We start from the raw sequence: 23,463 nt of genomic DNA on the forward strand, positions 1-23,463 counted from the left end.
GGTGAGGTGGTCAGACAGTGGCGGCAGCGGCGGCTGCCTCACTGTCCACGGAGGCGGCGAGGAAACGCTCGGCGTCGAGAGCGGCGGAGCAACCCGTACCCGCCGCCGTGATCGCCTGGCGGTACGTGTGGTCGACGACGTCACCGGCACCGAAGACGCCGGGCACGTTCGTCCGCGTCGACGGCGCGTCCACCTTCAGGTAGCCCTCGTCGTCGAGCGTCAGCTGGCCCTTGAACAGCTCGGTGCGCGGGTCGTGGCCGATCGCGATGAACAGGCCGGTCACCGGCAGCTCGGAGGTCTCGCCCGTCTTCACATTGCGCAGCGTGAGGCCGGAGAGCTTCGGGTCGCCATGGATCTCGGCGATCTCGCTGTCCCAGACGAACTTGATCTTCGGGTCGGCGAAGGCACGCTCCTGCATGGCCTTGGAGGCGCGGAGGCTGTCGCGGCGGTGGACCACGGTCACGGACTTGGCGAAGCGGGAGAGGAAGGTGGCCTCCTCCATCGCCGTGTCGCCACCACCGATCACCGCGATGTCCTGGTCCTTGAAGAAGAAGCCGTCGCAGGTCGCGCACCAGGACACGCCACGGCCGGAGAGGGCGTCCTCGCGCGGCAGGCCGAGCTTGCGGTGCTGGGAGCCCGTCGTGACGATGACCGTCTTGGCGCGATGCACCGTACCGGCGGTGTCGGTGACCGTCTTGATCTCGTTGGTGAGGTCCACGGAGACCACGTCGTCCGGAACGAGCTCGGCACCGAAGCGTTCGGCCTGGGCCCTCATGTTGTCCATGAGGTCGGGACCCATGATGCCGTCCCGGAAGCCCGGGAAGTTCTCCACATCGGTGGTGTTCATCAGTGCACCGCCCGCGGTGACGGCGCCCTCGAACACCAGGGGCTTCAGCGAGGCGCGCGCGGTGTAGAGCGCCGCCGTGTAGCCGGCGGGCCCGGAGCCGATGATGATCACGTTACGGACGTCGGTCACGGCTTGATTCCTCGTCTCTGGGGACTGCTGTGTACTGCCGGGGGCCTGTTCAGGACTCTCACCCCACCCAACGGATCCTACGGGGCGAGCATTCCCGACGTGTCCGAGCACACGGAAGCGGTACGCCCCGGAGGAGGCGAGAAAGGGAGGAGAGGTGCGTCTGTGCGGGATGCGATCACCGCCCGACGCGACGACGGGCAGCGGGTCAGCACCGGCGGCGGGGTGTCACTGCCGGGCGTAGGACGCGGTGAGCAGCACCTTGCCGGTGGCGTCGGGTGCCGCGGAGGCATTGACGCAGGCGGCGTCGACGACATAGGCGGAGACCTTGTCGCCGTCGGAGTCGTGCGGCACGACCACGAGATAGGCGGCCTCGCCCTCATAGGTGCCTTTGTCGGCGGCGAGCGGCGTGCGACCGCCGAGCCCTCGCTCGATACAGGGAGGGACCTCGACGTAGTCCTCGCGCATTGTGGAGCCCTTGGAGGGAATCCCCTCCGGGCTGGACCGCATGTCGTACGACGGCTGTGAGGGGCCGGGTTTCTTGGACCCGCTCTGCTCGGACGCAAGGAGTGTGGAGACCCGCTTCTCCAGCTTGTTCTTCGCGAACGTGCTGTCCGTGTCCGTCGCGGCGCTGTGGGGGGAATCCTTCGAGTCATCGCTCCAGGGCTGGATCAGCAAGGTCCCCAGGCCCAGGGCAACCGCGGTGAAGACGGCGCCGAGTACGGCCGTCCGACGACGGTGGCGTCGCAGACGGCCCCTACGGCCGGGTCCGGTGGCTGCACGGGGATGCCCGGCGGGACCGCTGGCGGAAGGACCGGTAGACGATGTTTCACGTGAAACATGCGCGGTGGGTACGGCCTCCGCCGCGCTCGTCGCCCCGGAGGTGACTGTGGCGCGCTTCGCGCCCAAGGCGTCTGGGGTGTCCGCCATGACCGTGGCGCCCGTCGTGTCCGAGGCGTCCGACGTAGCCGCCGTGGACGGGGCGGCGGAGTCGAGGAGTGCCTCGGCCGCCAGGGCCGCGTCGATGCGCTCCGCGACGTCCGTGGGCATCCGGGGCGGCCCGGGCAGGGTGCCGAGCATGCCGCGGATCTCTTCGAGGGACTCGTAGACGTCCGTGCAGAGCGGGCAGCCGTCCAGATGGCGGCGTACGTCGTGGGTGCGGGAAGGGGAGAGCAGGCCCTCGGTGAGGTCGGAGATCTCGGCGACGTCCGGGTGCCCAGCCGAGTCTGTCGTCGTGGTCACGCTCGCCCACCTCCGCCCTTCACTGCCGCTGAGTCACTGGGTCCCGCATCCGGAGCGGACTCCGCGTCCTGCGGCTCCGCTGCGGGTGGGACGGTTGTCCCCTGCGTCCGGTTCCGTCCCGGGACAGAGTCTCTGCCGTCTTCGCCACCGCCGCCGTCCTCCGTGCCGCCGTCCTTACCGACGGCAGGGGTGTTCTCGCCTACGGCACGGGTGCTCTCGCGCCGTGGTGGGGCCTCCGTGCGCAGATGCGTGAGGAGGGGAAGGAGTTTGGCCCGCCCCCGGGCACAGCGGCTCTTCACCGTGCCGGCCGGGATGTCGAGCACCCGGGCCGCCTCGGCGACGGGATAGCCCTGCATGTCCACCAGGACGAGGCAGGCGCGCTGGTCGGCCGGCAGGGTGCCGAGCGCCTGCAAGAGCTCACGGTGCAGGTCGCCCCGCTCGACGGGTGCGGCGGCCGACTCGTGCGGTTCGAGGAGCTGGTCCAGGCGTTCGGCGTCGTCGACGGGTGCAGTCTTCCGGGAGGCGGCCTTGCGCGCCCGGTCGAGACAGGCGTTCACGGTGATGCGGTGCAGCCAGGTCGTCACGGCGGACTGCCCGCGGAAGGTGTGGGCGGCGCGGTAGGCGGATACCAGGGCGTCCTGGACGGCGTCCGCGGCCTCCTCGCGGTCCCCGAGCGTGCGCAGGGCCACGGCCCACAGCCGGTCGCGGTGACGGCGCACGATCTCGCCGAAGGCGTCCTCGTCACCGTCCACGTGGCGTGCCAGAAGGTCCTGGTCGCTCAGCTCGCCGAGCTCGGTGCCGTCCACTGCGCAACCCCCTCCCTAGCCCCTCGGCGTCCGCCGGAACGGTCAGCCCTTGAACTTCACTTCCGTGATGCCCTGCTTGTAGCCCGCGCCGTAGTAGCCGTCCGTGCCGGACTCCGGTACGTGCGTCATCCAGAGAAGCACGTACTGCGTCTCGACCGGCTTGTCGGCCTTGATCTTCAAGCTGGTGTCCGTGGTGCTCCCGTCGCCGATCTTCTTCAGCGAGCTGACCGGTCCTGAGGGCGCCATGGAGTCGGCCGCGTACAGCTCGATCGTCGTCTCGGAGCCCGGGTACTTGAGCGAGAGGGACGCGGTGGTGACGCTCTTCGCGGAGCCGAGGTCGTAGACGATGCCGACGCCCGGGCGGTACGGGGCAAGTCGCGGACCGTCCACGTACGACTTGGTGCGCCAGAGCGTGGAGGCGTCGCCGTCGTACGTCTTCGGGACGCTCTCCGGGTCCTGTGCCTTACCGCCGAGCAGGGACTCCTGGGCGTTCTGGACGGCGAGCGGCCTGCTGGGCCTCGGCTGCTTCTTGTCGGTGCCGTCGGTCGTCCTGGTCGTGCCGGACTCCTTGGACTTGTCCTGGTCGAGCAGGGCGTCCGCGAGCTGCCAGCTGCCGAGGCCGAGGGCGGCGATGAGCAGCGCGGACACGGCCCACTTGAGGGCCCTGCCGGTGCGGCTGTGCAGAGGCGGCGGCGGGGCCGGGACGGGCTGGGTGACACCGGGGGGCGGCATACCGCGTCCGTAGTTGCCCTGCTGGTACGTCGTGCGCTGGTACTCCGGCGGTGCCGTGAAGACGGGCTCCGGCGGGCGGATGCGGGGGAGTTCGGCGATGGCCTTCACCAGGTCGTCCGGCGTGGTGCACGCGGGCTCCTGGCGGGACGCCGTCGCGCCGTCGTTGACGAGCGCGCGCATGGCGAGCTCCGACAGGCCGCGGTGCACGCCGGCCCTGACCTGGTCCGGCGAGATCAGGCCGACGTCCTTGGGCAGGCCGGACATCCCGTACGCGTCGTTGTCGTAGGGCCAGCGCTGGGTCAGCGAGGCGTACAGGAGGGCGCCGATCGCCTCGGTGTCGGTGCGCTGGGGAGTCTCGGTGGTGATGCCGCGCAGCGCGGCGTTCACCGCGAGGCCGCGGATGCGGTACTGGCCCGAGGACGTGCGCAGAACGGCGCTCGGCGTCAGCCGCAGATGCGCGAGGCCTTCCCGGTGGGCGGCAGCCATGGCCTGGGTGACCTGGCCGACGAGCTGGTAGGCGTCATGCGCCTCGAGCGGGCCCGCCGCGAGCAGCGCGGTGAGTTCCGTGGCGTCGGGGAGCCACTCGTGCACCACGTAGACGAGGTCGTTCTCCTCGACCGCGTCCAGGACCTGGACGAAGCGGGGATCGCCGAGCAGCGCCGCGGAACGGGCCGCGGCGAGCACCGAACGGGCCCGGGGGTGATCGGCGGGAAGCAGGTGCACACCCACTGCCCGGCGGAGTTTCTCGTCGACCGCGCGCCAGCTGCTGAATCCGTCCAGACGGGTGACGCACTCCTCGAGGCGATAGCGTCTGGCGAGTTTGTGGCCGCTGTGCAGTTCGGGGGATGTGGTCGCCCCGGACGGACCGGTGGGCTCGTTCGTCTTGGCTGTGCCGTCGTCCGCCGTGTCCCGCTCCCGGGTCTGGGCCTCCCCGTCGGCCGTGGACTGCCCCGCCTGCGCGGTCAGCGGCTCCTCGCCGCTGTTGTCGGCCACGTCGACGGCAGCCGTGCTCCGTTCCGCCACCGTCGTTCCTGCCTCCCCATCCGTTGCGCTTCGTCAGACGCCGAAGCCAATTGTGCCCACAGTCTGGCGCTATGCACGACACACGGTGGCCGACGATGGTTGTGCGGACTTCTTCACATCAGCGTCCCAACCGTCCGCGCACCATACCCACCAGGGAGTTCAGCTCCTGGATCCGCATGCGCCGTGCGGCGAGGAAGAAGACACCGAAGAGGACGGCGAAGCCGACGATCAGTGCGGCGAGGGAACCGATGAGGCCCTGGCCGAGCGTCTTCGTGATCGCGTACCCGGCCGCGGCGCCGAGAATCGCCCCCGGAGCGGAGGCCATCGCGAGCCTGGCGTACGTACGGATCACGTTGGCGCCGTCCAGGTCGCCGCCGAGGCGCTTGCGCAGCCGCTGCCAGGCGACGCCCACACCGATCGCGTAGGCGGCGCCGTACGAGAGCGCCATGCCCGCCACGGCCCAGCGGGCGGGCAGCACCAGATAGCAGATGCCGGAGGCGGCCGCGTTGAAGGCGGCCACGATGACCGTGTTGTAGAAGGGGGTGCGGGTGTCCTCGTAGGCGTAGAAGGCACGCAGGACGACGTACTGCACCGAGTACGGGATGAGGCCGAGGCCGAAGGCCATCAGCATGTAGCCCATGCGGGTGGCGGCGTTGACGCCGGACGAGCCGAAGATCAGCGTGCACATCGGGATACCGAGCGCGAGGAAGCTGAAGGCGATCGGCACGATCGCGACGGCCGAGGTGCGCAGGCCCTGGGAGATGTCGTCACGGACGGCGCCGTTGTCCCCCTCGTGGGCCGAGCGCGACAGCCTGGGCAGCAGAGCGGCCATCAGGGAGACCGTGATGATGGCCTGCGGAAGCATCCAGATGAGCTGGGCGTTGGAGTAGGCGGCGAAGCCCGTGCCGTCCATGCCGCCGTGCTTGACCGCCGCGGTACCCAGCTGGATCACGACGATCGCGCCCGCCTGGTTGGCGAGGACGAAGAGCATCGTCCACTTGGCCAGCTTGGCGGCCTTGCCGAGTCCCTGACCCTTCCAGTCGAAGCGCAGCCGCAGCTTGAAGCCGGTCTCGCGCAGGTAAGGGATCATCGCGAGCGACTGGACGACGAGTCCGAGCAGCACGCCGACCCCGAGGAGCTGCACACCGTCGTCGGGGATGGACGTGACGCGCATGCCCGACTTCTCGGACGTGCCGTACACCCACAGGAACATCCCGAGCGTCGCGATGATCACGATGTTGTTGAGGACCGGGGTCCACATCATCGCGCCGAACTTCCCGCGGGCGTTGAGGATCTGGCCCATCACGACGTGCACGCCCATGAAGAAGATCGAGGGCAGGAAGTAGCGGACGAAGGTGATGGCCACCTCGTTGGCGTCCGGGTCCTTGGCCACCGGCGCGGAGAGCAGGTGGACAAGCTGCGGCGCGGCGAACCAGCCGAGCACCGTGAGCACACCGAGCGCCACCATGACGAGCGTCAGGAGCCGGTTGGCGTAGGCCTGGCCCCCGTCCTTGTCGTTCCTCATGGCACGGACGAGCTGCGGCACGAACACCGAGTTGAGGCCGCCGCCGACAGTGAGGATGTAGATCATCGTGGGCAGCTGGTAGGCCACCATGAAGGTGTCGCCGAGCAGGCCGATGCCCAGGGCCGAGACGATCATGGCCGAACGGACGAAGCCGGTGAGGCGGGACACCATCGTGCCCGCGGCCATCACCGCGCTCGACTTCAGCAGTCCCGACGCCTTGCCACCGGGCTTGCCCGCGGGGGCCGCGGGGGCGGGCGGCTTGGCCGGGGCGGGCACGGACGGGGCTCCGGCCGGCTCCGCGGCCGGACGGGCGACGCCGGCCTGCGGGTCCTGGTGGTAGCCACCCTGGTTCGGGTCCGGGTACTGGCCCGGATCCTGGTAGTACCCGCCGCCCTGCTGGTCGGCGTACGGCGCGCCCTGCTGGTGCGCGTACTGAGCCGCCTGCTGATGTCCGTAGACGTCGTTCTGCGCGTACGGCGTGCCGTGCTGGTCGTACCCGGCGCCCTGCTGCTGACCGGCGTAGTCGGCCTGCTGGGGGTCCGCGTAGCCTGCCTGGCCCAGGAGCGGGTCCGTATAGCTTTCCTGGCCCGCCTGCGGAGGGCCCGGGAAGCTCGCCTGGCCCTGCTGCGGCGGATACGCGTATCCGCCGCCCTGCTGCTGACCCTGGTATCCGGTGTGCTCCTGGTGGTGGCTCTGGCCCTGGTACCCGGGCTGCTGTCCCTCGTACCCGGCGTGCTGCTGTCCTTGGTACCCGGCGTGCTGACCGCCGTGCTGCCCCTGATAGCCGCCGTGCTGATCGTCCTGCTGGCCCTGGTGGCCGCCGTACGCCTGCTGGTCCTGGCCGGGCTGCCGGTCCTGGTACCCGGCGTGCTGCTGCCCCTGGTACCCGGGGGGCTGCTGCGCGCGAGGGTCGCCGTAGGCACCGGCGCCAGGGTCCTGGTAGCCGCCGGCCTGCTGGTCGCGGAAGAGGTGGGCGAAGGCGTCCGGCTGGTGCCGCTCCTCACCGGCCTGCGTGACGAGGTCGTCCACACCCACGTACTGCGTGCTGCGCGGGTCGTCGCCGTACGGAAGATGGCGGGTCGCGCCGTCCGGCTCGGGGGGCGGAGGCTGGGCCCACACGCGCGGGTCGGGCTGGTACTGCGACGACGGGGGCTGTCCGTAGAGCTGCTGCGGGTCGGGGTAGCTGCCGGGCGCGGGCGGGGGGTGTGCCGAGCGGTCGTAGAGCGCCTCGGCCACCGGGTCCTGGGCCGAGAGGTCCTGGGCCCGGTAGGGGTCCTGGGCGTACGCGTCCTGGAGATAGGCGTCCGGCGCGTGCTGCGGCGGCACCTGACCGTCCTCAGGAGTGCCGGGTGGCGGGCCCCCGGCCGAACCGGAGCTGCCCGCGCCCTGGCCGCGCTCACCGTCGTACGGCGCGTTCATGGTTTACCCCACCTCATGGTCCGCGGGCCCACCGGCCACGACATCGCTCAACGGTCCACTCTCTCACCCGTGTGCGACGGCTCGGTGCTTTCCGGTGCGGTGTCCGGGGTCGGGTCACTCGGCTGCTCGGGATCGCCGGTGCCGGGCTCGGGGTCGGGAGTGGCTCCTGAGGCGTCGCCCGCGTCCCCGTCGGACCCGCCGTCCGGGCCCGCCTCCGCCCGCCGCTGCGCCGCGCGCTTGCGCTGCGTGTACATACGGAACCCGGCGAGGACGAGGAGCAGGACGCCGCCGCCGATGACCAGCATCACGGTGGCGGTGAACTCGGTGACGTTGACGTCGAAGCGGACGGCGGCGCCGTAGGGCTGCCCGTCCTCGGTGTAGAGCTGTGCCGAGACGGTGACGGGGCCGTTGGCGTTAGCCGTGGTGGTGAACTTCACGGACTGCGTGTGACCACCGCCGGTGATCTTGACCGGCTGTTCCTCGTAGAGCCCGTCGCCGACCTTGAGCCGGGTGGGGTTGGTCGACGTGAGGCGCAGCACGAGGTGGTCGACGCCCTGGACCAGGTTGTTCTGCACCGTGACCGGGATGGTCGCGCTGCGGCCCGACAGTTTCACGTCGGACTTGTTGATCAGCTTCACCTGTCGGGTGAGGCTGGTCAGATAGCCCTGTACGCCCTTGCGGAAGTTCTGCGCCTCCGCCGGACGCCCGCGCCACGACGCGGCGAGCTCACGGTCCATCGCCCGCCCGAACGGCGTGATGACGCGGTCGGGCTCGGAAAGGATCTGCTTGAAGCGGTCCAGCTTCTCCTGCGTGTCCTGGACCTCCTGGAAGGCCGAGCGTGGCAGCTCCTGCCTGCGCAGGTACGACGGGTAGGCACCGGTCGACGGGACCTGTGTGGTGGCGGCCGGATCCGGCTGGGCCTTGGCCGCCGCCTGGAGGTCCTGCGGCTGCGACCAGCGCTTGTCGTCGAGGGCGGTCAGCGCCCGCGCCATCGACTGGGCCTGGCTCGCGGTGGGCATGCGCTGCGGCGCCACCACGATGCTCCGCTGCCTGCCTGGGTCCTGCAACGTGACCATGAGGGTCTGCGCCAGGAACTCCTGGACGGCGAGCGTGGAGTCCTCGGCGCCCGTCATGTCACCGCGGAAGGCGGTGGAGAGCCGGGAGTCGGCGACCACCGCGGTCGTGCCGCCCCCGATGGGCCGCGCCGCGCTGGGCGTGTACGAAAGTCCGGCCGTCTCGCGCAGGCTGTCGCTGCGGGCGATCACCGAGTGGGCGCCAGCGGACGTGGCGATGTCGACGACGGACGGGTCGATCGCCCCCTCGGCGGGCCAGGCGAAGTCCGTGCTGACCTTGGCGGTGAGGATGTCCTTCACCGACTGGGCACCGACCTCGGTGGCCTCCTTGAGGTGGCCGAGGGAGCCGGTGACAGGCCTGCCGTTGTGGGCGAGCGAGGCGAGGTCGGGGTCCGCGAAGGGGAGCGCGACGACCTTCTTGCCCTTCACGGCCTTCTGGAGCTGGTTGAGCCACTGCTTCGCGACGGCCTGGTTCCTGCCCGCGACCGGGGTGCCGTCCGCGCCCTGGACGTCGTAGCTCGTCGTCATCGCGTCGACCGAGACCAGCAGGTCGGGATCCACGACCCAGGTGACGTCGAGCTGGGAACCGAGCGTCAGGAGCTGTTGCAGGCGCCCGCCCGGCTGGAGCTCCTTCGCCAGGCTCTCGTCCCTGAAGAGCGGGGTCTGCTCCTCGTCCGAACGGGTCCGCGCGGTGAGGTGCGTGGACGAGATGAGCGGCCACAGGAACGTCGTCCTGGTCTTCGTGTCGGCCGCGCCGTCCTGCCACGGCAGGAAGGTCCGCTCGATGCCGAGCACCTGCGGGAAGGGCTGGGCAGCGGTCTGGCCGGTGAGCGTGACACCGAGCTGGTAGACCCCGTCCAGGCCCAGGTCCAGGGCGCTCACGGGCACGGAGATGCTGAAGTCGTGCCGGACCCCCGGGGCGAGCCGGGAGAACTTCTCGACGTACTTCCCGCCGACCTCGCTGCCGTCTGCGCCCGGCTGGTACGAGGTTCGGTTCGCGGCGCTGTCGATGGCTGTGCGGCCGCCGAGCGGGGACCCGATGCGGAGGCCCACCCGGGCACCGGTGATCGTCTGGCTGCCGTCGTTGGTGACCGTGCCGGAGACGGTGACGGTGTCGCCCTCGCGCGGTGCGTTGGGGGTGAGGGAGTTCAGGGACACATTGACGGTGCGGGATCCGGTGGCGGCGGCCTTGGGTGACGAGGCGGTCTTCTGGGCGCTTCCCGCTTCGGTGGCCCGGTGTGCGGCGCCGGTCGCGGCCAGGCTCGCTCCGGGGGTGGCCGCGGACGCTGTGGGGCTTGCGGGCACCTGTAGCAGACCGGCGAGCAGCGGTGCTCCGGCCAGCAGTGCCGCTGTGTGCCGGAACCACCGGCGGGCAGGTGAGGGGCTGGTCCCCGGGAAGTCTGCCGCCTCGGCCACGCGTCGCCCGTCCCTCGTCGTCGTCAGCTGTGTCGGTGCTTGTCGTTCGCTGCGTCCACGCATGGTAACGAGGTGCGCCGGGGCTGAGTGCCGCGGACTGCTCCACAAGATCGCACCATCGGTCCGCCGCACCGGCGACGGCCGTGATGAGCAGGGTGGACGCCCTGGACGACGGTTGCGGAAATCCGGGCGGCCGCGATGGTCGGGGGCACGTACCCTTTTCTGTTGTGCCGAACGCCAACGAAGACACTCCCCGCGCCCTGAGTCAGGCGCAGCAGCGCGCCGTGAGCGAGCTGCTGCGGGTCTCCCCCGTCGCCGACGACCTCGCCCGCCGCTTCCAGGAGGCCGGGTTCTCCCTCGCCCTGGTCGGCGGTTCGGTCCGGGACGCGCTCCTGGGCCGGCTCGGCAACGACCTGGACTTCACCACCGACGCCCGTCCCGAGGACGTGCTGAAGATCGTCCGTCCGTGGGCGGACGCGGTGTGGGAGGTGGGGATCGCCTTCGGCACGGTGGGCTGTCAGAAGGAAGCGCTGGTGGACGGCGCCGAGCAGAGCTTCCAGGTCGAAGTGACGACATATCGATCGGAGGCGTACGACAGGACCTCGCGCAAGCCCGAGGTCTCCTACGGCGACTCCATCGAGCAGGACCTCGTCCGCCGGGACTTCACCGTGAACGCGATGGCCGTGGCGCTCCCGGAGAAGGTGTTCATCGACCCGCACGGTGGCCTGGGCGACCTGTCCGAGCGTGCGCTGCGCACGCCGAGCACGCCCGAGGAGTCCTTCTCGGACGATCCACTGCGGATGATGCGGGCCGCGCGCTTCGCCGCGCAGCTGGACTTCGAGGTGGCCCCGGAGGTGGTCGCCGCGATGAAGGCGATGTCCGGGCGGATCGAGATCGTCTCCGCCGAACGGGTCAGGGACGAGCTGAACAAGCTGATCCTGTCCGCGCACCCCGCCAAGGGCCTCGCGCTGCTCGTGGACACCGGGCTCGCCGACCATGTCCTGCCGGAGCTGCCCGCACTGCGCCTCGAGCGCGACGAGCACCACCGTCACAAGGACGTCTACGACCACACCCTGATCGTCCTCGAACAGGCGATGGCGCTGGAGACGGAGGGCCCGGACCTCACGCTGAGGCTCGCGGCCCTGCTGCACGACATCGGCAAGCCGAGGACCCGCCGCTTCGAGAAGGACGGGCGGGTCTCCTTCCACCACCACGAGGTGGTCGGCGCGAAGATGACCAAGAAGCGCATGACGGCCCTGAAGTACTCGAACGAGCTCATCAAGGACGTCTCACGCCTGGTCGAGCTGCACCTGCGCTTCCACGGCTACGGCACGGGCGAATGGACGGACTCGGCGGTACGCCGGTACGTACGCGACGCCGGTCCCCTGCTCGACCGCCTCCACAAGCTGACCCGATCCGACTGCACGACCCGCAACAAGCGCAAGGCTACCGCACTGTCGCGCGCGTACGACGGCCTGGAGGAGCGCGTCGCCCGCCTCCAGGAGCAGGAGGAGCTCGACTCCATCCGCCCCGACCTCAACGGCAACGAGATCCAGGAAGTCCTGGGCGTGGGCCCGGGCCCGGTGATCGGCAAGGCCTACAAGTTCCTTCTGGAACTGCGCCTGGAGAACGGCCCGATGGAACGGGACGCGGCGGTGGCGGCGCTCAAGGAGTGGTGGGCGGCGGAAGGCTGACCTGCCGGGTGGGGCGCGGGGCCCAGCCTGTGTGGTGGGGTGCGAGGGACCGGCCTGCGTGGCGGGGTGCGGGGTGCGGCGTGCTGTGTTTCACGTGAAACACAGCACTCTCTCCATGTGCTTCGCGTGTCTACGCCGAGGGGCGATGTTTCACGTGAAACATCGCCCCTCAGTACATGCACCCCTACATGTGTGCCCCTCGGCACACGCGGAGACTTACGGCTGCCTGTACGGCTCCAGGCAGAGCGTGAAGTCGTTGCTGCCGCCGGTCTCCCGGTACGTGGCGTACTTCTTGATGTCGCAGGTGCCGCTGTCCTTCTTCTCGACGACCTTGTACTTGGCGTCCTTGTCGCCGCAGTCCACGATCTTCAGATCGGGATCCGTCGCGCTCTCCGGGTTCCCGATGCTCATGCAGTCGCCGACCTCGGCGGCGGCCGCCTCGTCCTGGCCCGCCCACACCGCGCCACCCACGATCGCGGCGACGGCCACGACCGCCACGATGCCGAATATCAGCTTCTTCTTGCCCTTGCGGGGCGCCGCGGGGTCCGGGCCGCCCTGGTAGAAGGGGATGCCCGGCTGCGGGGCGCCCTGGTGGGGCGGGTAGGGCGCGCCGGGAGCCTGACCGTACGGCGCGCCGCCCTGCTGGGGCTGGCCGTAAGGGGCACCGCCCGGTGGCTGACCGTAGGGCTGCTGGCCCTGGGCGAACGGGTTCTCGCCCTGGGGCGGCGGAGTGGACACGGAAATCCCCCTATAGAGAGTGCACGGCACGCGGGTTGGTTGCGCGATGGCGCGAATTGACCCCCCGTAAGCTATCGGGCTCCTGTGCGCGGACTGAAGCCGAAAAAGGCTCTGTGGCACTGATGTGACACTTACTGATCGTCAAACCTGGCCATAGCCACAGCAATCGCTGCGTAGATCAAGGCGACGGTGACGACCAGCGGGGCCGACCTGCCGTCGGGGGGCAGCATCAGCGCCGCCACTCCCGCCGCGCCGACAAAGGCGACATTGAACAACACGTCGTACAGAGAGAAGATCCGGCCTCGGAAGCCGTCCTGCACGGCCTCCTGGACGACCGTGTCCGTGGAGATCTTCGCGCCCTGTGTCGTCAGACCCAGGACGAAGGCGGCAACGAACATCGGTGCCGGGGCGAAGGGCAACCCCAGCGCGGGCTCGAGAACGGCTGCGGCTCCCGCGCACAGCACGAGCCAGCCGTGCGGGCCGAACCGCCCGGCCGCCCAGGGAGTGATCAGGGCCGCCACGAAGAACCCGGCGCCGGAGACGGCCACGGCGACCCCGAGCAGGGCGAGCCCGTCGTCCTCCGTCGTCCCCCACGCGTACCGGCACAGCATCAGGACCATGACGGTCAGCGCGCCGAAGCAGAACCGCATCAGCGTCATCGACACCAGGGCGAGCGCGGCGGGGCGACGGGAGGCGACATGGCGCACGCCCTCCAGCAGGCCGCGTGCGGTCCCCGCGAGCGCCGTGCCCAGACGGGGTTGCACCCACTCGGGATCGGGGCCGAGCAGGTCACGGGTGATGCGCAGCGACGCGAGCGCCGAGCACAGGTAGAGCGCGGCGCCGAGCAGGACGACGGCCGCGTCGGAGTCGGCCACCACGACGCGCAGCACGAAGGCGAGGCCCCCGCCCGCGGTGGCCGCGAGCGTGCCGGCGGTCGGGGAGAGGGAGTTGGCGAGCACCAGGCGATCGGCGTCGACGACACGCGGCAGGGACGCCGAGAGGCCGGCAAGGACGAAGCGGTTGACGGCCGTGACACACAGCGCGGACGCGTAGAAGAGCCAGTCCGGCGCCCCGGCGAGCATCAGGGCGGCGGTCGTACCGGCGAGCGCGGCCCGCAGCACATTGCCGTGGAGGAGGACCTGACGGCGGCGCCAGCGGTCGAGCAGGACACCCGCGAACGGGCCGACGAGGGAGTAGGGCAGGAGCAGCACCGCCATGGCGGAGGCGATCGCGGCGGGCGAGGTCTCCTTCTCCGGCGAGAAGACCACGTACGCGGCGAGCGCCACCTGGTAGACGCCGTCCGCGCCCTGGGAGAGGAGCCGCACGGCGAGCAGGCGCCGGAAGTCCCCAAGGCGCAGCAGAACACGCAGGTCACCGACGACAGACATGGCGGACAGCCTCACATACGCGAAGGCCCCCGGGTGCGTGTGCCCCGGAGGCCCTCGGCTGGCGTGCGGCGCGGCCGGCCCGTGGATCCGGCCGCCGCGCAGCTGTACGCGGCTCAGCGCACAGCCGCAGGCGGCTCAGCGCAGGCTCGTACGCTGCTCAGCGCACGCTCGTGCGCCGCTCAGCGCATGGTCCAGCGCGTGTCCCGCACCGGCGGCAGCGACGCCGGATCTAGCGCTCGACCTCGCCCTTGATGAACTTCTCGACGTTCTCGTAGGCCTCGTCGTCGAAGTACTGCACCGGCGGGGACTTCATGAAGTACGAGGACGCCGACAGGATCGGGCCGCCGATGCCGCGGTCCTTGGCGATCTTCGCGGCGCGCAGGGCGTCGATGATGACACCCGCGGAGTTCGGGGAGTCCCAGACCTCGAGCTTGTACTCCAGGTTCAGCGGGACGTCACCGAAGGCGCGGCCCTCGAGGCGGACGTACGCCCACTTGCGGTCGTCGAGCCACGCGACGTAGTCCGACGGGCCGATGTGGACGTTCTTCTCGCCCAGCTCGCGGTCGGGGATCTGCGAGGTGACGGCCTGCGTCTTCGAGATCTTCTTGGACTCGAGGCGGTCGCGCTCCAGCATGTTCTTGAAGTCCATGTTGCCGCCGACGTTCAGCTGCATGGTGCGCTCGAGACGGACACCGCGGTCCTCGAACAGCTTCGCCATGACGCGGTGCGTGATGGTGGCGCCGACCTGGGACTTGATGTCGTCACCGACGATCGGGACACCGGCCTCGGTGAACTTGTCCGCCCACTCCTTGGTGCCCGCGATGAAGACCGGGAGGGCGTTGACGAAGGCGACCTTGGCGTCGATGGCGCACTGCGCGTAGAACTTCGCGGCGTCCTCGGAACCGACCGGCAGGTAGCAGACGAGGACGTCGACCTGCTTGTCCTTGAGGATCTGGACGACGTCGACCGGGGTCTCCGCCGACTCCTCGATGGTCTGGCGGTAGTACTTGCCGAGGCCGTCGTGGGTGTGGCCACGCAGGACCTGCACGCCGGTGTTCGGCACGTCGCAGATCTTGATGGTGTTGTTCTCGCTGGCGCCGATGGCGTCCGCGAGGTCGAGGCCGACCTTCTTCGCGTCGACGTCGAAGGCGGCGACGAACTCGACGTCACCGACGTGGTACTCGCCGAACTGGACGTGCATCAGGCCCGGGACCTTGGCGTCCGGGTCGGCGTCCTTGTAGTACTCGACGCCCTGGACCAGCGAGGCGGCGCAGTTGCCCACGCCGACGATGGCTACGCGAACCGAACCCATTCCGGTTGCTCCCTGTGTGATCTCGGTATTCCGGATGAGACCCCGCCGAATGCGGGGGCTCACTTGGTGGTGTCGTCGGACGCATCCGGCGGCGGGGTGCTGCCCCGCCGCCGGGGCAGGACGCCCGACTCCCCAGATGTGCTGTTCTGCTGAGCGGAGCCTTCGGGGCCGGACCGTTGCTGATCGCGTCCCGCGCGCTCGCTCTCGATGAGCTCGTTCAGCCAGCGCACTTCGCGCTCCACGGACTCCATACCGTGCCGCTGCAACTCAAGCGTGTAGTCGTCGAGGCGCTCCCGGGTGCGGGCCAGGGATGCGCGCATCTTCTCCAGGCGCTCCTCGAGCCGGCTGCGGCGGCCCTCGAGCACCCGCATCCGTACGTCCCGCGAGGTCTGCCCGAAGAAGGCGAAGCGGGCCGCGAAGTGCTCGTCCTCGTACGCGTCGGGGCCGGTCTGCGAGAGCAGTTCCTCGAAGTGTTCCTTACCTTCCGCCGTCAACCGGTAGACGATCTTGGCGCGACGGCCCGCAAGGGGGGCCGCAAGGGCCTCTCCGCCGGCAGTTCCCGACTCCTCGATCAACCAGCCGTTCGCGACCAGAGTCTTGAGACAGGGATAGAGAGTGCCGTAGCTGAAGGCGCGGAACACACCCAGTGAGGTGTTGAGCCGCTTACGCAGCTCGTAGCCGTGCATCGGGGACTCCCGGAGCAGGCCGAGGACAGCGAACTCGAGGATGCCGGAGCGTCTGCTCATCGTTGCCTCCCGTCTGTTCCAGTCTGCCGTACACGGCCGTTTATGCCGAGCTGATGTATCGGCTCGATACATCACGACGATAGAACGACGTTGCGTCTGCGACAAGAGGGGGCACGGTGAACGGCGTCACATCACCGATTCGTAGGAAGTAACTTGCCTGTTTTGGGGTGAACTTCGGTCCTAAGAGGGTTTTGACGGTGCGTAGTCTGTGCGCCATGAATATCGCCGGGAACCGAGTGACGCGTGGTGGCGTCGTCGTCCCCGGTGCAGTGCGGATGAGTGCCGGTACGGCCGCATCCGTACATCGGGGGGTCCGGAAGCCAGCCGCCGTTTCCAGGCGCGGGGGTCCGCGCCTGCCCGAGGAGTAGTCGTTCGATGAGCGAGCACCGTCGCAAACCGCCGCAGCCGCAGGGCGGCGGACGTGCCGCGGCCAGGCGTGGCGCATCCGGCCCGCCGTCGGGCCGCCGCGCAGCACCGCGTGGCGCCACTGGATCACCGGCCTCGCCGCCGGCGCACGGACCGGGGGCTCCCGAGGGTGAGGAGCGCCCTTACGGGGGGCGCGCCGAGGCCCGGCGCGCTGCCCGAAACGGCTCCGTGGGGGGTGGTGGCGGCCGCCGCAGGGCCATGGAGAGCGGCGCGGGCCGGGGGCGCGGCGCAGGGCGCGGCCACGATCCCGCCAAGAAGCGCTTCGTCGACTACCCGCGTGCGGGCAAGTACGGGGCCAAGCGCTGGATCCCCTCGTGGCGCCTGGTCACAGGCCTGTTCGTCGGGTTCCTCGGCAGCCTGCTCGCGGTCGCGGGCATCGCGTACGCCCTCGTCGAGGTCCCGGAGGTCGCCAAGGCGGCCAAGGCCCAGAACAACGTCTACTACTGGGCCGACGGCTCGCAGATGGTCGCGACGGGCGGTGAGACCAACCGCCAGATCATCAAGTACGCGGACATCCCGAAGGCCATGCGCAACGCCGTCATCTCGGCGGAGAACAAGTCCTTCAACAAGGACAAGGGCGTCGACCCGATGGGCATCGCCCGCGCGTTCGTCAACATGGCGAAGGGCGGTCAGACCCAGGGCGGCTCGACCATCACGCAGCAGTACGTGAAGAACGCCCGCCTCGACGACCAGTCGCAGACGTTCACCCGTAAGTTCAAGGAACTGTTCATCTCCATAAAGGTCGGCCGGGAGGTGAGCAAGGAAGACATCATGGCGGGGTACCTGAACACCGCCTACTACGGCCGCAACGCCTACGGCATCCAGGCCGCCGCGCGCGCCTACTTCGGCAAGGACGCGGAGAAGCTGAACCCGAGCGAGTGCGCCCTCCTGGCGACGGTGCTCAAGGGCGCCACGTACTACGACCCGGCCGGCTATCCGGAGATCGACCCCGCGGCCAGTCCGAAGGCCAACAAGGAGCGTGCCGAGAAGCGCTGGAAGTGGGTCCTCGACGAGGAGGTCAAGGACGGCCGTCTGAGCGCCGAGGTCCGCAACAAGTACACCGAGTTCCCGAAGCTGGAGAGCCCCCGCTCCAACGTCAAGCTGAGCGGTCAGATCGGTTACCTGGTCTCGCTCGCCAAGGCGTACGTCATCAACAACAGCGACGGGAAGATCACGGCCAGCCAGCTCGAACAGGGCGGCTACGAGATCCACACGACCTTCGACAAGAAGAAGGTCGCGCAGCTCGAGAAGGCCGTGCAGAAGGTCCGCGAGGCCAAGCTCGACCCCGAGCAGCGTCCGGACAAGGACACCCACGTCCAGTTCGGTGGCGCCTCGGTGAACCCGAGGACCGGCGCGATCGAGGCGATCTACGGCGGTGAGGACGCGACCAAGCACTTCACCAACAACGCGGACATCACCGGCGCCCAGGTCGGTTCGACGTACAAGCCCTTCGTGCTCGCGGCAGCCTTCAAGAACGGCATCCGCAAGGAGACCGGCGGCGAGGTGCAGAGCGACGGCGAACGCACCGTCGTCAACCCGAAGAGCCTGTACAGCGGCAAGAACAAGCTCAAGATCAAGAAGTACGACGGCACGGTCTGGCAGGACAAGAACGGCAAGGAGTGGTTGCAGACCAACGACGGCCAGAAGTCGTACAACGCGCCGACCTTCAAGATCGACCTGCGTGAGGCGATGCGGGAGTCGGTCAACTCGGCCTACGTCCAGCTCGGCATGGACGTCGGGCTCGACAAGGTGAAGCGTGCGGCGATGGACGCGGGCCTGAGGGACGACCGGACCATGGCGGGCGCCACCTACCCGTCCTTCTCCCTCGGTACCTCGTCACCGAGTGCCATCCGTATGGCCGGTTCGTACGCCACCTTCGCCGCCAGCGGCAAGCAGCGGGACCCGTACTCCGTCAAGGAGGTCGAGAAGGAGGGCGAGACGGTCTTCACCCAGGACGTCGAGACCAAGAGCCCCTTCTCCCCCGAGGTGGCGGACAACGTCACCGACGTGCTGCGGACCGTCGTCGAGAAGGGCACCGGCACCGCGGCGCAGCTCCCCGGTCGCCAGGTAGCGGGCAAGACCGGTACGACCGACGGCAACAAGTCCGCCTGGTTCGTCGGCTACACCCCGCAGCTGTCGACGGCGATCAGCATGTACCGGCTGGACGACGACGAGAACAACAGCAAGCGTGAGTTCCTGGAGATGTTCGGCACCGGTGGCGAGAAGAAGATCCACGGCGCCTCGTTCCCCGCGCAGATCTGGCGGGACTACATGAGTGACGCGCTCGAGGGAGAGCCGATCCTGAAGTTCCCGGTGCCGCAGCCGATCGGTGAGGTCGTCGGGGACACCCCGCCGCCCCCCTCCCCGACGCCGACCAAGGAGACCAAGGAACCGAGCCAGGCTCCGACGCCGACCAAGGAGACCAAGGAGCCGAGCGAGACCCCGACATCGCCTTCGGAGTCGCCCGACCCCACCGAGACCTGCAAGGACTGGGAAATCGGGTGCGGCGACGACGGTGGCAACAACAACGGCGGTGCGGAGAACGGCGGCGTCAACGGTGGACCCGGTGGACCTGGTGGACCCGGCGGAGGAGAGCCCACACTGACCACAGGACCGCCGAACGGCGGCAACGGCAACGGCGGGAACAACGGAAACAACGACAACGAGGGAGGGTGGTTCGGCGACCCGAACGACTGACCCTCCGCCTCCCGCACGTTTCACGTGAAACGGCGTGTTTCACGTGAAACAAGGCCGCCGCACCTGGTGAGGTGCGGCGGCCTCGTGCATCCCCGCAGAGCGGCGTAAGGGGACTTTCCGCGACCTCGGAGCTGTCCGGTGGGACGGAACCGGACTTCTCGGGCACGTTCCACCGGAGTTCTCAGACCTGTACGGCAGGATGTGCGCCATGCCCAGCGCAGAGAAGATGCCCCCCACACGCGCGCATCAGCCAGCAACCGAGCAAGCGCCGCAGCCTGTGCTGCCCACGCAACAGGACAAGATCGCTACGGCAGGCAGCGAACTGTTCGGTGGACCGATCGGCCGCAGAGCCCTGCTGTCGACGTCCCGGCTGACACCCGTACGCGTCATCGCACTGGTCGCCATCGGGATGTTCGCGCTCGGGATGGTGCAGAAGGCGCCGTGCTACAACGGCGGCTGGTTCGTGGGCGCGAGCTCGCAGTACACGCACGCCTGCTACTCCGACATCCCGCACCTCTACCAGGGGCGGGGCTTCGCCGACGGGCTCGTGCCGTACTTCGACCGGCTGCCCGGCGACGGCATGGAGTACCTGGAGTATCCGGTACTGACGGGCCTGTTCATGCAGGTGGCGGCCTGGCTGACGCCGGACGGCGGGAGCATCCAGCACCAGGAGAAGTTCTACTGGATGGTCAACGCCGGGATGCTGATGATCTGCGCCGTCATCATCGCCGTCTGTGTGGCCCGCATCCACCGCCGCCGCCCCTGGGACGCCCTGCTCGTCGCCCTGGCCCCCGCCTTCGCGCTGACGGCCACCATCAACTGGGATCTGTTCGCGGTCGCCCTCACGGCCCTGGCCATGCTGATGTGGTCGCGGGGTCGGTCGGTCTCCGCGGGCATCCTGATCGGCCTCGCAGCCGCCGCGAAACTGTACCCGGCGCTCCTGCTCGGGCCACTGCTCGTGCTGTGCTGGCGTACGGGGCGATGGCGGGCCTTCTGGCCCACCGCAGCGAGCGCGGTGGGCGCCTGGCTCGCGGTGAACCTGCCCGTGATGATCAGCCATGACGCGGCCGGCTTCCACATCCGCGAGGGCTGGGCGAAGTTCTATACGTTCAGCCAGGAACGCGGGGTCGACTTCGGCTCGTTCTGGCTGATCCTCTCCCAGCGCATGGACGACCCGCTCACCACGGACACGGTCAACTCACTCGCGACCGCGCTGATGCTGCTCTGCTGCCTGGGAGTGGCCGCGCTCGGGCTGACCGCGCCCCGCCGCCCACGGCTGGCGCAACTGGTCTTCCTGATCGTCGCCGCCTTCGTCCTCACCAACAAGGTCTACTCACCGCAGTACGTGCTGTGGCTGATTCCGCTCGCCGTGCTGGCCCGGCCGCGGTGGCGCGACTTCCTCATCTGGCAGGTGTGCGAAGTCGCGTACTTCCTGGGGATCTGGATGTACCTGGCGTTCACGACGAGCGGAGACGCCCACAAGGGGCTGCCCACCGAGGGCTATCAGCTGGCCATCGCCGTTCACCTGTTGGGGACGCTGTACCTGTGTGCCGTGGTCGTACGTGACATCTACCTGCCGGAGCGGGACGTGGTGCGCAGAACCGGGGAGGACGATCCTTCCGGAGGGGTCCTCGACGGTGCTCCGGACGTGTTCGTGCTGGGCCCGGCGGCGCGCCCGCGACACCAGGGTGTGCACGAGGGCGTGGGGACCTGTGTGACGTGGGGAACGGCTCCCGACGGGGGCCCGTCAGCGCGGTAGCGCGGAGCGGGGCCGAGGGGACCGCGGTGCCGCCGGAGGGCCGGTACGCGCGACTCGCGCGTACCGGCCCTCCGGCGTCTGCCTGTGCGGCCTCTCAGCCGCTCAGTTGCTCCCGCTCGTCCGCCCCGTGCGGATCAGTTGTCGAGGATCCGGTCGAACTGGGTGGTCGTGTGCCGCAGGTGCGCCACGAGTTCCTCGCCCACCTGGGGTTCCGGCGCGTCCGACGGCACGAAGAGCAGCGACACCTGCATGTGCGGCGGCTCGGCGAACCAGCGCTGCTTGCCGCCCCAGACGAACGGGGACAGATTGCGGTTGACGGTCGCGAGGCCGGCGCGGGCGACGCCCTTGGCGCGCGGCATCATGCCGTGCAGCGCCTTCGGGGCCTCCAGGCCGACACCGTGCGACGTGCCGCCCGCGACGACGACCAGCCAGCCGTCGGACGCCGCCTTCTGCTGGCGGTAGCCGAAACGGTCCCCCTTGGCGACCTGCGTGACGTCCAGGACGGCACCGCGGTACTCGGTCGCGTGGTGGTCGCCGAGCCACAGCTTCGTGCCGATCCGCGCGCGGAAGCGGGTCTGCGGGAACTGCTGTTGCAGCCGGGCGAGTTCGTCCGCCTTGAGGTGGCTGACGAACATGGTGTGCAGCGGCAGGCGGGCCGCGCGCAGCCGGTCCATCCAGCCGATGACCTCCTCGACGGCGTCGGAGCCGTCGGTGCGGTCGAGCGGCAGGTGGATCGCGAAGCCTTCGAGGCGCACGTCCTCGATGGCGGCGTGCAGGTGGGGCAGGTCCTGCTCGCTGACGCCGTGACGCTTCATGGAGGACATGACCTCGATGACGACACGGGCGCCCACGAGACCGTGCACGCCGTCGAGCGACGACACGGAGCGGATGACACGGTCGGGCAGCGGCACCGGCTCCTCGCCGCGCCTGAACGGCGTCAGGACCAGCAGGTCACCGCTGAACCAGTCCTTGATCCGGGCGGCCTCGTAGGTCGTGCCGACGGCGAGCACGTCGGACCCGAAGCGGGTGGCCTCCTCTGCGAGCCGCTCGTGACCGAAGCCGTAGCCGTTGCCCTTGCAGACCGGGACGATCCCCGGGAACTGCTCCAGCATGTGCTTCTGGTGTGCCCGCCAGCGCGCGGTGTCGACATAGAGCGTGAGCGCCATGGCTGGTCCCGGAACCTTTCTGGTGTCTGCGGTAACAGAGGTGTGGAAGGAGATACGGAAGGAACTGCGGAAGGGACTGCGCAGACGACTGCGCGAGAGATGGCGCGGGATCAGCGACGCGACATGTAGATGTCGAGGGCCTTGTGCAGCAGCTTGTTCAGCGGGAAGTCCCACTCGCCGACGTACTCCACGGCCTCGCCACCGGTGCCGACCTTGAACTGGATCAGGCCGAAGAGGTGGTCCGTCTCGTCCAGCGAGTCGGAGATGCCCCGCAGGTCGTAGACGGACGCGCCCAGCGCGTAGGCGTCGCGCAGCATCCGCCACTGCATGGCGTTGGAGGGCCGGACCTCACGCCCGATGTTGTCGGACGCCCCGTAGGAGTACCAGACGTGGCCGCCCACGACCAGCATGGTCGCCGCCGAGAGGTTCACGCCGTTGTGGCGCGCGAAGTACAGCCGCATGCGGTTGGGGTCCTCGGAGTTGAGGGCCCGCCACTGCTGCTGGAAGTAGCTCAGCGGTCGCGGCCGGAACTTGTCGCGGATCGCCGTGATCTCGTACAGGCGCTGCCATTCGGCCAGGTCCTGGTAACCGCCCTGGACGACCTCGACACCGGCCTTCTCGGCCTTCTTGATGTTGCGGCGCCACAGCTGGTTGAAGTTCTTCAGCACGTCGTCCAGGGCCCGGTTGGCCAGCGGTACCTGGAACACGTAACGGGGCTGCACATCACCGAAGCCGGCGCCGCCGTCCTCGCCCTGCTGCCAGCCCATCCGGCGCAGCTTGTCCGAGACCTCGAAGGCACGCGGCTCGATGGTCGTGGGCTCGACGTCGCGCAGCCGCTTCACGTCCGGGTTCTGGATGCCGGCCTTGATCGCGGGAGCGTTCCAGCGGCGGATGACGACCGGCGGGCCCATCTTCACGGAGAAGGCGCCCTGCTTCTTCAGGTGCGCCAGCATCGGCTGGAGCCACTCGTCCAGATTCGGGGCGTACCAGTTGATGACCGGACCCTCGGGCAGATACGCGAGATAGCGCTTGACCTTGGGCAATTGGCGGTACAGCACCAGACCCGCACCGACCAGCTGACCGGTGCGGTCGTCGAACCAGCCCAGGTTCTCGGAGCGCCATTCGCTCTTCACGTCTGCCCATGCGGGGACCTGGCAATGGCTTGCCGAGGGCAGGCTCTGGATGTACGCCAGATGCTGCTCTCGGCTGATGGTCCTCAGGGTCAGGCTCATTCGCGGCGCTCCTCGGGCTGGTGTGTCCCCATGGGTTCAGGGGCTCCGGCTCTCGCGCCGAAGCCTACTGCGCCCTGTGAGCGCCCCGTCTGGGCG

Annotated in this window: 15 protein-coding genes; 3 read left to right on the forward strand and 12 right to left on the reverse strand. The window is 69.5% G+C overall.

Annotation, left to right across the window (positions count from 1 at the left end):
• Positions 1 to 10: 10 nt before the first annotated feature.
• The 6 genes from trxB to ACH4DX_RS28140 all read right to left on the reverse strand — a co-directional run bounded on the left by trxB (position 11) and on the right by ACH4DX_RS28140 (position 10,209).
• Positions 11 to 976 (reverse strand): thioredoxin-disulfide reductase, encoded by a 966-nt coding sequence (trxB, locus tag ACH4DX_RS28115; protein ID WP_398119425.1) that lies wholly within the window; start codon positions 974 to 976, stop codon positions 11 to 13.
• A 225-nt stretch (positions 977 to 1,201) separates the two neighbouring features.
• Positions 1,202 to 2,215 (reverse strand): anti-sigma factor family protein, encoded by a 1,014-nt coding sequence (locus ACH4DX_RS28120; RefSeq protein WP_398157200.1) that lies wholly within the window; start codon positions 2,213 to 2,215, stop codon positions 1,202 to 1,204.
• Positions 2,212 to 3,021, reverse strand: coding sequence for an RNA polymerase sigma factor SigM (gene sigM, locus ACH4DX_RS28125; RefSeq protein ID WP_398157201.1), 810 nt, complete (start codon positions 3,019 to 3,021; stop codon positions 2,212 to 2,214). Before sigM ends, ACH4DX_RS28120 begins: the two co-directional genes overlap by 4 nt.
• 42 nt (positions 3,022 to 3,063) lie before the next feature.
• Entirely contained in the window at positions 3,064 to 4,776 is a 1,713-nt protein-coding gene (locus tag ACH4DX_RS28130) for a protein kinase family protein (RefSeq protein WP_398157202.1), read from the reverse strand.
• Between the two features lie 118 nt (positions 4,777 to 4,894).
• On the reverse strand, positions 4,895 to 7,720 hold the full coding sequence (gene murJ / locus ACH4DX_RS28135) for a murein biosynthesis integral membrane protein MurJ (RefSeq protein WP_398157203.1): 2,826 nt from the start codon (positions 7,718 to 7,720) through the stop codon (positions 4,895 to 4,897).
• Between the two features lie 47 nt (positions 7,721 to 7,767).
• Positions 7,768 to 10,209: a DUF6049 family protein gene (locus tag ACH4DX_RS28140; protein ID WP_398157204.1), complete on the reverse strand. Its 2,442-nt coding sequence runs from the start codon at positions 10,207 to 10,209 to the stop codon at positions 7,768 to 7,770.
• A 227-nt stretch (positions 10,210 to 10,436) separates the two neighbouring features.
• Between ACH4DX_RS28140 and ACH4DX_RS28145 the strand changes: the two genes are divergently transcribed.
• Positions 10,437 to 11,903, forward strand: a complete 1,467-nt coding sequence (locus ACH4DX_RS28145; protein ID WP_398157205.1) for a CCA tRNA nucleotidyltransferase — start codon at positions 10,437 to 10,439, stop codon at positions 11,901 to 11,903.
• Positions 11,904 to 12,119: 216 nt separating this feature from the next.
• Here the strand turns inward: ACH4DX_RS28145 and ACH4DX_RS28150 are convergent, their stop codons facing one another.
• The 4 genes from ACH4DX_RS28150 to ACH4DX_RS28165 form a co-directional block, all read right to left on the reverse strand.
• Positions 12,120 to 12,641: a hypothetical protein gene (locus ACH4DX_RS28150; RefSeq protein ID WP_398157206.1), complete on the reverse strand. Its 522-nt coding sequence runs from the start codon at positions 12,639 to 12,641 to the stop codon at positions 12,120 to 12,122.
• Between the two features lie 131 nt (positions 12,642 to 12,772).
• Positions 12,773 to 14,029: an MFS transporter gene (locus ACH4DX_RS28155; protein ID WP_398157207.1), complete on the reverse strand. Its 1,257-nt coding sequence runs from the start codon at positions 14,027 to 14,029 to the stop codon at positions 12,773 to 12,775.
• A gap of 229 nt (positions 14,030 to 14,258) precedes the next feature.
• Positions 14,259 to 15,341 carry an inositol-3-phosphate synthase gene (locus ACH4DX_RS28160; RefSeq protein WP_398119407.1) on the reverse strand — a complete coding sequence of 361 codons (1,083 nt, stop codon included), beginning with the start codon at positions 15,339 to 15,341 and terminating at the stop codon, positions 14,259 to 14,261.
• Positions 15,342 to 15,400: 59 nt separating this feature from the next.
• Positions 15,401 to 16,087 (reverse strand): helix-turn-helix transcriptional regulator, encoded by a 687-nt coding sequence (locus ACH4DX_RS28165; protein ID WP_398119405.1) that lies wholly within the window; start codon positions 16,085 to 16,087, stop codon positions 15,401 to 15,403.
• 375 nt (positions 16,088 to 16,462) lie between these two features.
• On the opposite strand from ACH4DX_RS28165, the gene ACH4DX_RS28170 reads away from it, so the two are divergent.
• Together ACH4DX_RS28170 and ACH4DX_RS28175 are read left to right on the forward strand one after the other, a co-directional pair.
• The gene (locus ACH4DX_RS28170) at positions 16,463 to 19,210 is read left to right on the forward strand and encodes a transglycosylase domain-containing protein (RefSeq protein ID WP_398119403.1); all 2,748 of its coding nucleotides are present in this window, start codon (positions 16,463 to 16,465) and stop codon (positions 19,208 to 19,210) included.
• A gap of 199 nt (positions 19,211 to 19,409) precedes the next feature.
• Positions 19,410 to 20,969 carry a glycosyltransferase family 87 protein gene (locus ACH4DX_RS28175; RefSeq protein ID WP_398157208.1) on the forward strand — a complete coding sequence of 520 codons (1,560 nt, stop codon included), beginning with the start codon at positions 19,410 to 19,412 and terminating at the stop codon, positions 20,967 to 20,969.
• A gap of 134 nt (positions 20,970 to 21,103) precedes the next feature.
• On the opposite strand, the gene ACH4DX_RS28180 is transcribed toward ACH4DX_RS28175, so the two are convergent.
• Positions 21,104 to 22,135, reverse strand: coding sequence for an alanine racemase (locus tag ACH4DX_RS28180; protein ID WP_398119399.1), 1,032 nt, complete (start codon positions 22,133 to 22,135; stop codon positions 21,104 to 21,106).
• Between the two features lie 110 nt (positions 22,136 to 22,245).
• Positions 22,246 to 23,367: a lipid II:glycine glycyltransferase FemX gene (locus ACH4DX_RS28185; RefSeq protein ID WP_398157209.1), complete on the reverse strand. Its 1,122-nt coding sequence runs from the start codon at positions 23,365 to 23,367 to the stop codon at positions 22,246 to 22,248.
• Positions 23,368 to 23,463 lie beyond the last annotated feature (96 nt).

The organism is Streptomyces sp. NPDC017940 (assembly GCF_044328435.1).
Taxonomy (GTDB): Bacteria; Actinomycetota; Actinomycetes; order Streptomycetales; family Streptomycetaceae; genus Streptomyces.

Coding starts and splice junctions, on each gene's coding strand:
- ACH4DX_RS28185 (WP_398157209.1), bottom strand. CDS start 23,367: ATGAGCCTGACCCTGAGGACCATCAGCCGAGAGCAGCATCTGGCGTAC.
- ACH4DX_RS28180 (WP_398119399.1), bottom strand. CDS start 22,135: ATGGCGCTCACGCTCTATGTCGACACCGCGCGCTGGCGGGCACACCAG.
- ACH4DX_RS28170 (WP_398119403.1), top strand. CDS start 16,463: ATGAGCGAGCACCGTCGCAAACCGCCGCAGCCGCAGGGCGGCGGACGT.
- ACH4DX_RS28155 (WP_398157207.1), bottom strand. CDS start 14,029: ATGTCTGTCGTCGGTGACCTGCGTGTTCTGCTGCGCCTTGGGGACTTC.
- ACH4DX_RS28175 (WP_398157208.1), top strand. CDS start 19,410: ATGTGCGCCATGCCCAGCGCAGAGAAGATGCCCCCCACACGCGCGCAT.
- murJ (WP_398157203.1), bottom strand. CDS start 7,720: ATGAACGCGCCGTACGACGGTGAGCGCGGCCAGGGCGCGGGCAGCTCC.
- ACH4DX_RS28160 (WP_398119407.1), bottom strand. CDS start 15,341: ATGGGTTCGGTTCGCGTAGCCATCGTCGGCGTGGGCAACTGCGCCGCC.
- ACH4DX_RS28165 (WP_398119405.1), bottom strand. CDS start 16,087: ATGAGCAGACGCTCCGGCATCCTCGAGTTCGCTGTCCTCGGCCTGCTC.